This is a genomic window from Nonomuraea sp. NPDC051941 (assembly GCF_044593615.1).
Genome location: NZ_JBIUCF010000032.1, coordinates 66,395 through 78,817 on the forward strand (window position 1 = coordinate 66,395; position 12,423 = coordinate 78,817).

The window sequence follows — 12,423 nt, forward strand, 5'->3', positions numbered from 1 at the left end:
AAGCCCAGAACACGTGAGTCAACCTCATCGAGCCGGAATGCCACTGCTTGGCCGGGCGCCCTGTAGGCGGTGGCGTTCGCATCGGTCCAGCTCGGTGCCCTTCGCGTGTCGTCTCGGGCTCGCAGGGGATGGCAGCGGTGACGGTTAGGCCTGGGAGAGTGGCAGGCCTTGATGGTTGAGGTAGGCCACGATGCGGTAGGTGTCGTCTGCGTCCCGGTGGAGCAGGTACGACGATGACAGGTGGACGTGTTCGCCGCCGGCGGTGCGAGGTGCTGTCCATTCGGTGCGGACGAGCACGTACCGGTCGTCGAGATGCTGGTGGGTCAGGGTGTCGAGGGCGGCCGGACCAATGCCCGCATCGGCGAACATCTGCGCGCGTCTGGGCAGGGCCTGCAGGAACGCGGGGCGGGGCACGGGCCGGGCGCCGCCGGCGTCCCCGGCCAGGAACACTTCGGCGAAGCAGCCCGCCAAAGTGTCCACATCCAGACTGTCGCCTGCCCGGGCGAAGACGTCGAAGAAGCGGCGGAGCTCGTCAGCGTGGGAGGTGGCCTCGGACATGGGATGGATCCTCTCCTGTTGGAGGTTCGGTGTGACACGTAGGTCTAGAAGGGGCGCTGACAGGGTTGTAGGCATGGCGAGGCCGCGCCGGTGTACGGAAGTTCGGCCGGTTCAGGTCGTGCTGGGGACGGTGGCACGGACCAAGCGGCACAGATCGCCGGAGCGTAGCGCGTCCGAACGCCGCCACAGCGCGGGAACGAGGCAATCGACCTGCCGCAGGTGCTCGACCGCCTCCAGCCCTTGCCGTTCGAGCAGGCACGAGAGCTCTTCGGGAGTAAAGAGAGACAGCCATGGCTCGCCTCGCTCGGCAGCGGCGGGCAGCAGGAGCCGGACGTAGGCGTTGCCTCGATCGTCACGCAGAGCGGCCGGCACGGCGTACTCCATCACCAGTTCGCTGCCGGGCGCCATGCGGCCCACGGCGGCCAACGTAGCGGCGATCGCCTCGTGGGTGAGGTGCGTGGTCACGCCGAGCCAGGTGACCAGGGCGGGCTTGCCGGGGTCGAACCCCGCTTTGTGAAGGGCGTCCATCAGATCGTCGGACTCGAAGTCCACCGGCGCGAAGGCCAGCCCATCGGGCACAGCGATGCCGGCCGCGGCCATCGCGTCGCGTTTGCCCTGCTGGGTGATGGGATGGTCGACCTCGATCACGCGGACCAGCCGGGCGGCCGGGTCACGGCGGCAGGCGAAGGTGTCGAGCCCGGCGCCCAGCACCACGTACTGCTCCAGGCCGTTGCGGAACAGCTCTGTGGCGCGGCGCTCGGCGTAGTGGCCGCGGGCGGCAGCCTGGGCGCGTGCCCCTGCGAGTACGGGGTGATCGCCGTGCGCTTGGTGGTAGCCGATCAGGTCACCGGGCAGGGAGGCGGCCAGGGTGTCGCAGAGAATGAACGGCTCGCTGTCCACGACAAGGTGGGCGGCACGGGCCGCCGCGGCCATGATGGCAGTCTGACTGGGATGCGAGTTGCGCATGGAGGGGCGTTCCCTTTCTTCCTCGCCGGGAACACCGATGCTAAATGCACTCTGCAAATGTGTATAACCATCATAGCAATTGGAAGTTAATTTAAAATAATGAGCCCATAACGATATCGAACCATTCTTCTGGCGCGTTTGTGGGCTACGGCTGCCCATGGGGCTAACCCGAGATTGGGGACACCTGCCCGCTCCATTCGCCGCGCGTCCGGCTGCACGACCTCCGACACGGAGCCGCCTCGCTGATGCTGGCGGCCGGGTCGATCTGAAGATCGTGCAAGAGACCCTCGGGCATGTCTCCTCCATCTTCGCCCGTGACACCTACGCCAGTGCCTACCCCGAGGTTGCCCGCGCCGCCGCCGAATCCACCGCCGCCCTTATCGGCACCGCTCCAGACGCCCGGCAGGCTCGCCTGATCACCTTGCCCGCCCGCACCTGACACCACTCGGCAGCCAGGCAGGCCGGCGGTCTTCGCCGGCGTGGGCGTGACGGTGGTGAGGACGCCGCCGCGGACGCCGCGTGCCAACTGCTATGCCGAGCGGTGGGCCGCACTGTGCGGACCGAGTGCACCGACCGCATGCTGATCTACAACGAACGGCACCTACGGTTGGTGCTGACCGAGTATGCAGCTCACTACAACGGTCGCCGGCCGCACCAATCCCGCGCGCAGCGACCACCCGATCACGATGAGCAGACCGTCGTACCGTTGGAAGGCCGGATCGAACGCCGGAAAGTGCTCGGCGGGATGATCAACGAGTACCACCGAGCCGCGTAGCCACTTCGGTGAACTTCCAGCTCAAGTGCAATGCGATGAATTTTGACGCGCTACACGTGTGCCGGTGGGGTAAAAGAAGGCGGGATCTATGACGTCGCGCTCGGAAAGCTGTCTTGACCTGCGGTAACGGGATGAGGTCGAAAGTCTCGGGTCAAGGTTACGTCAACGCGATGGACCCGGGCCCGGCCCGTGACGGGCTCTGGTGCGCCGCTATGGGGTCTGGCCTGCGGTGCGGTCGCTCAGAGGTCCTCGCCTGGGCCGCGTGGGCGGATTGGGGGCGCGCTGGTGCGGCGCAGGCGGGCCTCGGCTTGCGCTCGGGTTATGAGGGCCGGTACGGCGTCGGCGGAACGCGGGCCGCCGGCTTCTGGACCTCCTGGGGCGGGTCGCGGTCGTCGATGATGACGACGGTCCCGTCATCGGAGATATAGGTCCGGACCCGCCAGCCGAGCTGTCCTCCCGCCACTCGTGCGGCCCGTCGGACCTCGGCCGGCTTACTCAGTTCGGTCACTGCTTCGCGGGGGAGTACGAGCTGGCCGTAGAAGCCGCGGTACTCGGACTTGAGGCAGGCGGACATCATCGCCTTGACCTGGTTGACGAGCTTGGCGAAGTGGCGTTCGGCCAGTTCGTTCTTCTGGCTCGGCATGCAGGTCGCCTCCCTCTGACACGTCGTGCTGTGCCGTCGTCTCAGGGTAGGTCGCGCCCGTTCACGGTGCGGAGTGTCCTTTGACAGGAAACCTTGAGCGCGTGCCACCGAAGTCTGAGCGATCCCGGGAAGGCACATCACGTAGCGGCGGCTCGATTACAGACGAAGCAGAACTCGTTGCCTTCCGGGTCGGCCATAACCTGGAAGGAGCCTTGATCGTCAGTGATGGTCTCGCCGATCTGCGTGCCGCCCAGCCGTAGCGCGTGGGTGGTGGCCGACTCGATCGTGTCGACCTCGATGTCCAGGTGCAGCCGGTTCTTCACGGCTTTGTCCTCGGCAACCGGCTGGAACGCCAGCCGTACGCCCCCCGGTGTTTCGACATGGGACCAGCCACGGGCGCGATCCACCGGGTCACCGCCGAGGAGGGTGGCCCAGAAGCGCACCAGGCTCTGCGGATCCCGGCAATCCACCACGATCTGGTTCAGTCGCGCGTGCATGATGGCCAGAGTAGCGATCACCCACACTTCGGCGGTACGCGCTCAAGTCCCGTGTCAGGGGACACTGTCCCTTCCAGATGAAGTTGGCGGAACGGACACGTGTTGAACTGCGACACGACACCTGGGCTTGGACGACTTCGAGCGGAGCTGTTCAGGTCTTCCTGTCGGCGAGAATGCCTCAAGGCCGGTGGTCGTGGCCAGGTCAAAGCACCGTCGAGGGTGTAATGGGCCGTGCGACCAGAGCGGCCGCAGGCGGTGGTGTGGTCAAAGGAAGGGTGAGTCCTGATCGTCTCGCCGAGTCGGTAAGCCAGGTACGTGGCGGTATCGACGGCGGGCGGCAGAGGTGTGCAGCCAGGCGGCAATGCGGCCTGCCGATCCATCCGCGCAAGGTTCACCCCACCTGGTCCCACGGGATGGCCTCGATGCGCTCGACGTGCTCCTCGCCCCACTCCCCGAGCGGCGCCATCGCGGTGTTGAGCGAATGACCGAACTCGGTGAGCGAGTACTCCACCTTCGGCGGGACCTGGTGATAGACCTCACGATGCAGCAGCCCGGTGGCCTCCATCTCCCGCAACTGCAGGATCAGCACCCGCTCGCTGATGCCGGGCACCGCGCGCCGCAACTCCCCGAAGCGCAGGGGACCATCCTGGAGCGCGAAAAGGATCAGTCCTTTCCACTTGCCTCCCATGACGGCGATGGCCGCGTCGAGACCGCAGGTGAACGTCCGCTTCTTCGTCTCCTTCACCGACCCATACTCACACTTATGTCAGTACCCGGCAAAAAAGTAGGTACTTGAGAGAATGCAGGTGCTCCAGCCAGCATGAATCAGGCCCGCGCCAAGACCACGACGGTCTCCAAGGCAGCGCGCTCGCCTTCCTATCTCTGTGGCTGGAGTACGCATATGACTGCAATGAACCTGACACCGGTGACCGTCATCGGACTGGGCTCGATGGGCTCGGCACTGGCCGAGGCCTTCGTCAAGGCCGGACACCCGACCACTGTCTGGAACAGGACCGCCGCCAAAGCCGCGCCCCTCATCACCATCGGAGCCAGACACGCGGAGACCGTCGAGGACGCGGTGGCGGCGAGTCCCCTGGTCATCACCTGTCTGACCACCTTCGATGACACCCGGCTGGCACTGCGGCCCGCCTGCGCGTCGCTGCATGGGCGGGCCCTGGTCACCCTCAACAGCGGTTCCCCGGCCGGCGCCCGCGAGACGACCGCCTGGGCCATCGACCATGGGTTCCGGTTCCTGGCCGGGGCGGTCAAGAACGTGCCCTCGGCCGTGGGAGCGCCGGACACTCTGCTGTACTACAGCGGCGACAAGACGGTCTTCGAGGAGTTTGAGACCACCCTGAAGGTGCTGGGCGGCGACACCGTCCACCTCGGCGACGAGGCCGACCTGGCCGCCCTGTACGAGATGGCGGTGGGCGCCATGCTGCTGCCGGCACTCGTCGGCTTCTTCCAGGGCGCCGCCGCGGTCCAGGCGCGCGGGCTGGAGGTGAACACGATGGTGCGCTTCGCCGGCAAGTGGCTGGACATGATCAAGTCCCTGCTGCCGATCTACGCCAAGGAGATCGACGACGGCGACTACACCGACACCGCCTCCTCCGTGAACCTCTTCCTGGCGGGGGTGGCCCACGACGAGGACCTGGCCAGGGAGACGAACGTCGACACGGCCTGGCTCGCCCCGCTCCATGACCTGGTGAGGCGGGCAGCTGAGGCAGGCCATGGCGATCACAGCATCGCGGCCCTCACCGAGGTGCTCAGAAAGTCGGCGCGACAGCCATAAGCCGGACGGGTCTAAGCCCGGACGAAGCGTCCCATCAAGACCGCACCTGACGAACTGGCCGGACCGGCTCAACTCATCGGTAGGAGTCGATAAGCCGTGCGAGGTGCCTGCCGGCGATCTCCAGCGGCGCCTCGCTCTGGGACACCTGCGCCGACAGCTCCGCGCCCTCCAGCATGTTGATCACGCTGTGGGCGAGGTCATGCGCCACGTCGTCGGCGAAGCCGGAGCGACTGAGTTTGTCGCGGACCAGCGTGCGCCAGTTCTCGTAGGCGTCCTCTGCGGCCTGCTGGATCTCGGGCACCCGGCCGGCGCTCTCCAGCGCTGTGGTGGTGACGGGGCACCCGTCCAGCCAGCCGGACTCGCGCAGCCCGTTGGCCAGGTCGCGGGTGCAGGCGACGATCGCCGCGGCCGGATCGTCCTCCTGGTCGAACGCCGCGCGCAGGAATTCCGCGAACTCTCCGTCCCCGTGGCGGACGGCCTCGACCGCCAGTTGCCGCTTGCCGCCCGGGAAGAAGTGGTAGACCGAGCCGAGTGTGGCCTGGGCCTCCTGGGAGATCTGCTTGAGGCCCGTCGCCTCGTACCCCTGCCGCTGCATCAGGCGAGAGGTCGTCCGGACGATCCGCTCCCGGGTGCCGATCTCGTGCTGGGTCCGCATGGCTCCCATCGTACTGAATAGAGCGTTCGTTCTAGTCGTGTGCTAACGTGCCGTCTGGATAGAGCGTTCGTTCTAGTGGTCAGGAGAGCGTGGATGAAGTGTGTGACGGTGATCGGGTTGGGCCCCATGGGACACGCCATGGCCGGCGCCTACCTCGACAGCGGCTACGAGGTGACCGTGTGGAACCGTACTCCTGCCAGGGCAGACGACCTGGTGGCGCGGGGCGCGAGGAGAGCGGAATCCGTCGAGGCGGCGCTCACCGCCAACGAGCTGGTGGTGCTGAGCCTGACCGACTATGACGCGATGGATGCCATCCTGGCCCAAGCCCCGCGTACTGCCCTGGTCGGACGTACCCTGGTCAACCTCACCTCCGACACCCCGGACAGGGCGCGTCAGGCGGCCGTGTGGCTGGCCGAGCGCGGGGCCGTGCAGATCACCGGGGGCGTGCAGGTGCCGCCTCCGGGCATCGGCACGCCGGACGCGATGACGTACTACAGCGGCCCCAAGGACGCCATCGAGGCGCGCCGGCCCGCCCTTGAGGTGCTGACCGGGATCGACTACCTCGGCGAGGACCAGGGATTGGCGGCGCTGTACTACCAGATCGGGATCGACATGTTCTGGACGGCGCTGGCAGGCTACCTGCACGGCCAGGCGGTGGCGGAGGCCAATGGCATCTCGGCGGAGGATTTCCTGCCGCACGCGGTGAAGACCATGGACCTCCGCTATTTCCTGGAGTTCTACGCGCCGCGCATCACAGCAGGCAACCAAGAGGGGGACGTCGACCGAATCTCCATGGGCGTGGCGAGCCTGGAACACGTGCTGCGCACCACACAGGCATCGGGCGTTGATGACTCACTTCCGGCCGCCGTCCTGAAGATCTTTCGCCAAGGCGTCACCGCCGGCCACGGCCAGAACAGCCTCACGAGCTTGATCGGCGTGCTGAAGCAGCGCTGATGTATCACCGATCCAGCCCCAGGAGAGGGCCTCGACGCTTCCATGTGCGCTTGCCTGCTCGTCGGACGGGGCCGTCATCTTGACCTGGCCGATGTCGGAGTCGATCACGTCGCGTTGTCGGTGAACCTGTGTGAGGTGCGTTGGCTTTGCCAGATCGCGCCGGAGAAGGTCTCCATCGGGGTGCTCCACTCGCGGATGACGACGGGGTGGACCGTGCGGTGGAACAGGATGACGCGGCCGGGTCGGCGCTTGTGGGAGAACCACAGGGCGGCCTTGTCGTGGCGCGCCTGGCTGGAGCGGGTGACGGTCGTGGCCAGGTGGCTGGGTCGGCGATGCCCTGGGGCGGCGGCGAACGTGGTCGGCGGCGGGCTGGGCGGGCGCCAGCAATCTTGCTTGATCCAGTGAGCGACGGTGTCCCGCTCGGAAACACGGCTTCGTGCTGTGAGCTGGTATTTTGCTGCGCGATCAGGGCGGCGGCTGCACCATCGCGAGGTGCTGTTGTCGCTGGTCTACCGGTTGGTGCGGTGCTTGTTCGGCCTTGTGGCGCTGCTGATCCGCTCTGATCTGTCCAAGGACGCTGAGCTGTTGGTGCTCTGGCACGAGAACCAGGTGCTCCGCCGTCAACTCGATGGCCGGCCGCGGTGGGGTCACGGGAACCGGCTCTGGCTTGCGGCGCCCGGGACGGCCCTGCACCCGCCGACCGGTCAAGGCACTGATTGTGCGGATGGCGCGGGAGAACCCGACCTGGGGGCACAGGAGGATCCAGGGCGAGTTGGCCCGCCTGGGTTACCCGATCGCGGCCGATATCGATCCGGCGCCTCGCCGGGCCGGGCCGAGCCGGCGGCAGTTCCTGTCCGCTCAAGCCCACGCGATCATCGCGTGTGACTTCCTGGTAATCGACACGACACTGCTCAAGCGGCTATACGTGCTGGTCTTCATCGAGCACGGCACCCGGAGACTGCACCTGGCCGGGCTAACCGCGCACCCGACCGGGGCATGGACGGTGCAGCAGGCCCGCAACCTGACGCTAGACCTGGGAGAGCGCATCGCCGAGCTACGGTTCTTGATCCACGATCGGGATCCGCTCTTCTCCTCCGCGTTCAGGGAGGTCTTCAAGACTGAAGGGCTGCGAGCTATTACCACCCTGCCGCGGACGCCGAGGATGAACGCCATCTGCGAGCGGGTCATCGGCACCCTGCGCCGCGAATTCCTGGACCGGATCCTGATCCTCAGCGAACGCCACCTGGCCCTCGTGCTCCACGAATACCTGATCGACTACAACAGAAACCGGCCGCACCAGTCCCGGCAACAACGTCCTCCGGACGCCGCAACGCAGCCCGCCCACGACGTGACTGAACTCAACGACATGCGGTTCATCCGCCGAAAACCCGTCGTCACAGGCATGATCAGCGAGTACCACCACGTCGCTTGACCGCAGCTCAGGCCACGTAACCCAATATTCGAGCGGTACAGGATCGGCGGCGAGTCCCATGGGCACGTGGCCACCAAGGGATTGGTGGCTGCGGGCCGTCCGGAATGTCCCTGGGCCAGGGCGGGTTGAAGCACGTGTGAAAAAGATCGGGTTTCTGAGCTTCGGGCACTGGTCGTCCTCGCCGTACTCGAAGGCGCGCAGCGCGTCCGACACCCTGCTGCAGTCGATCGAGTTGGCCGTGGCCGCCGAGGAGCTCGGTGCCGACGGCGCCTACTTCCGGGTCCACCACTTCGCCCAGCAACTCGGGAGCCCGTTCCCCCTGCTGGCGGCAGTCGGCGCGAGAACGAGCCGGATCGAGATCGGCACGGGCGTCATTGACATGCGGTACGAGAACCCCCTCTATATGGCCGAGGACGCCGGCGCGGCCGATCTCATCGCGGGAGGCCGGCTGCAGCTCGGCATCAGCCGCGGGTCACCCGAGCAGGTGATCGACGGCTGGCGCTACTTCGGCTACGAGCCGGCCGAGGGCGAGACCGACGCGGACATGGCGCGCAGGCACGCCGAGGTCTTCCTCAAGGTGCTGGACGGCGAGGGATTCGCCAAGCCGAACCCGCGGCCGATGTTTCCCAACCCGCCCGGCCTCCTGCGCGTCGAGCCGCACTCGGAAGGGCTGCGCGAGCGGATCTGGTGGGGTTCCGGCTCGAACGCGACCGCGAAGTGGGCCGCCGGGCTGGGCATGCACCTGATGAGCTCCACCCTCAAGGACGACGAGAACGGCAAGCCGTTCCACGTCCAGCAGGCCGAGCAGATCGAGGCCTACCGGCAGGCATGGAAGGAGGCCGGTCACGAGGGCGAGCCGCGGGTCTCGGTGAGCCGCTCGATCATGCCGATCGTCACCGACACCGACCGCGCCTACTTCGGTCACGAGAGCGGCAGCTCCGACCAGGTCGGCTTCATCGACGCCACCACCAGGGCCATCTTCGGCCGCACGTACGCCGCCGAGCCCGACGTCCTCGTCAAGGAACTGGCCGCCGACGAGGCGATCGCCGCGGCGGACACGCTGCTGCTGACGGTGCCCAGCCAGCTCGGCGTGGACTACAACGCCCATCTCCTCGAATCGGTCCTGACCCACGTCGCCCCCGCGATCGGCTGGCGTTGACCTTCAGCCATTTGACGCTGACGGCGGACAACCTTCCGTGCGACACCAGCTGGGCCTTACGTTACGTCACCGAGGAGGACGCTTTCCTAGAAGGCATGTCCGACTGGCACCGCGGCCGGGGCGTCTCCCTTGGGGTCAGAACTGGATCGGCGAGGTCGAGACGAACTGGGCGGGCAGGTGCGGGGGAGCATATGCCACCCACAGGGACGCCAGCCGGGCGAGACTGGCAAAGTCGTCGCGGCGTACGGCGCACCGCCACACCTGCAGCCGCAGCCCGTTGGCACAGCCGAGCACCCCGCCAGGTCACCGGCGCCCACGGCGTGCTCGATGTCGTCCAGAGTGGCCGGCAGCGAGTCCGGACGGCGCAAAGATCTGGATCAGGGATGTAATGGGAAGTCCCCGGATGCAGGCATGTGCGGCCGCCGCCGTCCATGGCCTCAAAGACCTCCACACCAGAGGTTGACCATGGCCGCAACCACGACCCGCACTCATGGCGGGGCTCACCGCGCATTACCGCAAGCCCGGCGCTCGCCGGGACGGCGCCATCTGTATGCCCTACGGCCTCCACAGTGAGGAGACCGCCTTCCCCCACCTAGTCAGTCCCTAGCCGCCAAAGTCCTGAAATAAGGACTGATCCAGCGGTTTACGCAGAGTTTGGCTGTTCGTCAGCTCCGGGTAAATCACGATCTTTAGATTGCCCGGGTTGGGGAATCAAGCAAAGGGGACCGACATGGCGGCGATTCCCCCCGCGGTCCGGGCACGCGGGATCATCAAGACCTTCGGCGAAGTGCTGGCCCTTGACCATGTCGACCTCTTCGTGATGGGTGGGCAGGTCCACGGCCTCGTCGGGCCCAACGGCGCGGGGAAGACCACGCTCCTTGGCCTGCTGCTCGGCCTGACGGTCGCCGACGGCGGCAGACTGGAGATCCTCGGTGCGCCGGTGGGGCGGACGCTGGCCGTACCCGATGGCGTTGCGGGTTTCGTCGACGGGCCTGGGCTGTATCCCTCGCTCACGGCCCGCCAGAACCTGACGGCGCTGGCCTCGCTGCGGGAGAGCACCGTCGACGCGAGTGAGGCACTGGAGCAGGTCGGGCTCACCGACGTCGCCGACGACCGGGTCCGTGGCTTCTCGCTGGGCATGCGTCAGCGGCTGGGGCTGGCCGCCGCGCTGCTCACCCGGCCGCGGCTGCTCGTTCTGGACGAACCGGCCAACGGCCTCGATCCCGCCGGCAAGCGGCACGTTCACCGGGTCATCAGCGCGCTGGCCGCCGACGGAACCGCAGTGGTCCTGTCCAGCCATCGGATGGACGACCTGGCCGCGCTGTGTTCGGAGGTGACCATCCTCGCCACCGGGCGGGCCGTGTTCTCCGGTCCGGTAAGCAAGTTGGCCGCGGAGAGCGGCGACCTGGACTATCGGCTGGTCACCACCGACCCCGATGCCGCCAGGGAGCACGCGGCGCAGACGCCCGGGCTCCGCCTCGTGCCGGGCCAGAACACCGACGTCGTCGTGCACGGATCGACGCCCGCCCTGGACGAGTTGATCGCCCGCCTGGTGACGGCCGGGGTCGCGCTCAGGGAGCTGGGACCGGTGGTGCCACCGCTCGAGGCCGCCTTCCTGAGACTCACGGAAACGGACCCTTCATGACAGCGACCGTCGCAGAACCCCGGGCCGCCAGCCCCGCTCCCTTACGGAACGGTTACCGGTTCGAGCTGGTCAAGCTGCTCTCCCAATGGCGGATCCGGCTGCTGCTCCTGGTCTGCTGGCTCGGCCCCGCGGCGTTCGTGGCCGTGGTGAGCCTGCAGAGCTCACTCCCCACCGACACGGTCTTCGGCCGCTGGATGAACGCCACCGGCTGGGCGGGATCACTGGTCGTCCTGGACTTCGCCTGCACGTGGGCGCTCCCGCTGCTGACCTCGCTGGTCGCCGGCGACGTGTTCGCCGTGGAGGACCGGCTCGGCACCTGGCGCCACCTGCTGGTGGCCGTACGGTCCCCGCGCCGCATCTTCGTGGCCAAGAGCCTGGCCAGCCTCACCGTCATCCTGCTCCTGGTGATCGGGCTGACCGCCTCCGGCATCGCGGGCGGTCTGGCCGCCGTCGGCAACGGGCAGCTCGTCGGCCTGGACGGCCGCATCATCGCCCCGGGGGACGCGGCAAGCACGGTCCTGCTCGCCTGGGCCTGCGCGCTGGCGCCCACGCTCGCGTTCGCCGCGGTCGGTCTCCTCGGCTCGATCGTCCTCGGCCGCTCTCCCATGGGCCTGCTGATGCCCGCGCTGCTTGCCCTGGTGCTCCAGCTCGCGCAGTTGCTCCCGCTGCCCGCGGCGGTACGGCTGGCGCTGCCGAGCGAGGGCTTCCTGGCCTGGCGCGGACTCTTCACCGCCCCTGTGCAGACCGGCCCCCTCCTCATCGGCCTGGCGGTGAGCCTGGCCTGGGCGGTTGTCGCCACCGCCCTGGCGTACCGGCTGTTCCTGCGCCGGGACTTCACCGACCTGAACTACGACGGGTCGGCCAGGAACATCCTGTCCGGGGTCCTGCCGCTGACCGCGCTGACCGTCCTCGCCTACGGCGTGATCGTCGTGGCGACCCCGGTCACCGGCTCGGGTATTGAGCAGGCCAAGGTGCAGGACTCGCTCGCCACGGCCTTCGCCCACCTCTACCGGCTGCAAACCCGCGAGCTCGGCCGCCCCGACGTCACCGAGGCGCAGCTCCAGGCAGCTGCCTCCTGCGACAAGGGCGGCTCGCGGGTCGCGGACGAAGGCCCGGGCAACGACTGGCGGTGCGTCGTGTCCTGGCACCTGCCGGGCGCCACAGCCCTCGGCAACGCCATCTACCAGCTCGACATCACCTCGGACGGCCGCTTCATCGCAGACGGTGACGGCCCCAAAGAGGTCAACGGCTATTTCCAGGTCCGCACTCCCATCGGGGACGCTCCCAACCCCCTGTGGCAGTTCGACGTGAACATCGATCTGCTCACAAGCACCGTGAAGGGCTGAT

15 protein-coding genes are annotated in these 12,423 nt (G+C 67.7%); 8 read left to right on the forward strand and 7 right to left on the reverse strand.

Annotation, left to right across the window (positions count from 1 at the left end):
- Positions 1 to 144: 144 nt before the first annotated feature.
- Together ACIHFD_RS41560 and ACIHFD_RS41565 are read right to left on the reverse strand one after the other, a co-directional pair.
- Positions 145 to 558 carry a hypothetical protein gene (locus tag ACIHFD_RS41560; RefSeq protein WP_397371601.1) on the reverse strand — a complete coding sequence of 138 codons (414 nt, stop codon included), beginning with the start codon at positions 556 to 558 and terminating at the stop codon, positions 145 to 147.
- 111 nt (positions 559 to 669) lie between these two features.
- Positions 670 to 1,491: a class I SAM-dependent methyltransferase gene (locus tag ACIHFD_RS41565; protein WP_397371602.1), complete on the reverse strand. Its 822-nt coding sequence runs from the start codon at positions 1,489 to 1,491 to the stop codon at positions 670 to 672.
- A gap of 307 nt (positions 1,492 to 1,798) precedes the next feature.
- On the opposite strand from ACIHFD_RS41565, the gene ACIHFD_RS41570 reads away from it, so the two are divergent.
- Both ACIHFD_RS41570 and ACIHFD_RS41575 read left to right on the forward strand, forming a co-directional pair.
- On the forward strand, positions 1,799 to 1,963 hold the full coding sequence (locus ACIHFD_RS41570) for a hypothetical protein (protein ID WP_397371603.1): 165 nt from the start codon (positions 1,799 to 1,801) through the stop codon (positions 1,961 to 1,963).
- A gap of 114 nt (positions 1,964 to 2,077) precedes the next feature.
- A complete protein-coding gene (locus ACIHFD_RS41575) occupies positions 2,078 to 2,299 on the forward strand; it encodes an integrase core domain-containing protein (protein WP_397371685.1) in 222 nt (73 codons plus the stop codon).
- A 319-nt stretch (positions 2,300 to 2,618) separates the two neighbouring features.
- On the opposite strand, the gene ACIHFD_RS41580 is transcribed toward ACIHFD_RS41575, so the two are convergent.
- From ACIHFD_RS41580 to ACIHFD_RS41590, 3 genes are all read right to left on the reverse strand, one after another.
- Positions 2,619 to 2,942 (reverse strand): hypothetical protein, encoded by a 324-nt coding sequence (locus ACIHFD_RS41580; protein WP_397371604.1) that lies wholly within the window; start codon positions 2,940 to 2,942, stop codon positions 2,619 to 2,621.
- Between the two features lie 137 nt (positions 2,943 to 3,079).
- Positions 3,080 to 3,439, reverse strand: a complete 360-nt coding sequence (locus tag ACIHFD_RS41585; protein ID WP_397371605.1) for a VOC family protein — start codon at positions 3,437 to 3,439, stop codon at positions 3,080 to 3,082.
- Positions 3,440 to 3,830: 391 nt separating this feature from the next.
- On the reverse strand, positions 3,831 to 4,184 hold the full coding sequence (locus ACIHFD_RS41590; RefSeq protein WP_350737682.1) for a helix-turn-helix domain-containing protein: 354 nt from the start codon (positions 4,182 to 4,184) through the stop codon (positions 3,831 to 3,833).
- A gap of 180 nt (positions 4,185 to 4,364) precedes the next feature.
- On the opposite strand from ACIHFD_RS41590, the gene ACIHFD_RS41595 reads away from it, so the two are divergent.
- A complete protein-coding gene (locus ACIHFD_RS41595) occupies positions 4,365 to 5,231 on the forward strand; it encodes an NAD(P)-dependent oxidoreductase (protein WP_397371606.1) in 867 nt (288 codons plus the stop codon).
- A gap of 73 nt (positions 5,232 to 5,304) precedes the next feature.
- Here ACIHFD_RS41595 and ACIHFD_RS41600 read toward each other — a convergent pair whose 3' ends face one another.
- A complete protein-coding gene (locus tag ACIHFD_RS41600; RefSeq protein ID WP_397371607.1) occupies positions 5,305 to 5,886 on the reverse strand; it encodes a TetR/AcrR family transcriptional regulator in 582 nt (193 codons plus the stop codon).
- A gap of 93 nt (positions 5,887 to 5,979) precedes the next feature.
- On the opposite strand from ACIHFD_RS41600, the gene ACIHFD_RS41605 reads away from it, so the two are divergent.
- The 3 genes from ACIHFD_RS41605 to ACIHFD_RS41615 all read left to right on the forward strand — a co-directional run bounded on the left by ACIHFD_RS41605 (position 5,980) and on the right by ACIHFD_RS41615 (position 9,431).
- Positions 5,980 to 6,840 carry an NAD(P)-dependent oxidoreductase gene (locus tag ACIHFD_RS41605; RefSeq protein ID WP_397371608.1) on the forward strand — a complete coding sequence of 287 codons (861 nt, stop codon included), beginning with the start codon at positions 5,980 to 5,982 and terminating at the stop codon, positions 6,838 to 6,840.
- A 724-nt stretch (positions 6,841 to 7,564) separates the two neighbouring features.
- On the forward strand, positions 7,565 to 8,272 hold the full coding sequence (locus ACIHFD_RS41610; RefSeq protein ID WP_397371609.1) for an integrase core domain-containing protein: 708 nt from the start codon (positions 7,565 to 7,567) through the stop codon (positions 8,270 to 8,272).
- 136 nt (positions 8,273 to 8,408) lie between these two features.
- Complete coding sequence (locus tag ACIHFD_RS41615) at positions 8,409 to 9,431, forward strand: LLM class flavin-dependent oxidoreductase (RefSeq protein WP_397371610.1); 1,023 nt, start codon at positions 8,409 to 8,411, stop codon at positions 9,429 to 9,431.
- A gap of 135 nt (positions 9,432 to 9,566) precedes the next feature.
- Here ACIHFD_RS41615 and ACIHFD_RS41620 read toward each other — a convergent pair whose 3' ends face one another.
- Positions 9,567 to 9,725 (reverse strand): hypothetical protein, encoded by a 159-nt coding sequence (locus ACIHFD_RS41620; RefSeq protein ID WP_397371611.1) that lies wholly within the window; start codon positions 9,723 to 9,725, stop codon positions 9,567 to 9,569.
- A gap of 436 nt (positions 9,726 to 10,161) precedes the next feature.
- Here ACIHFD_RS41620 and ACIHFD_RS41625 point away from each other — a divergent pair, with 436 nt between their 5' ends.
- Together ACIHFD_RS41625 and ACIHFD_RS41630 are read left to right on the forward strand one after the other, a co-directional pair.
- On the forward strand, positions 10,162 to 11,076 hold the full coding sequence (locus ACIHFD_RS41625; RefSeq protein ID WP_397371612.1) for an ABC transporter ATP-binding protein: 915 nt from the start codon (positions 10,162 to 10,164) through the stop codon (positions 11,074 to 11,076).
- On the forward strand, positions 11,073 to 12,422 hold the full coding sequence (locus ACIHFD_RS41630; RefSeq protein WP_397371613.1) for an ABC transporter permease: 1,350 nt from the start codon (positions 11,073 to 11,075) through the stop codon (positions 12,420 to 12,422). Before ACIHFD_RS41625 ends, ACIHFD_RS41630 begins: the two co-directional genes overlap by 4 nt.
- Position 12,423 lies beyond the last annotated feature (1 nt).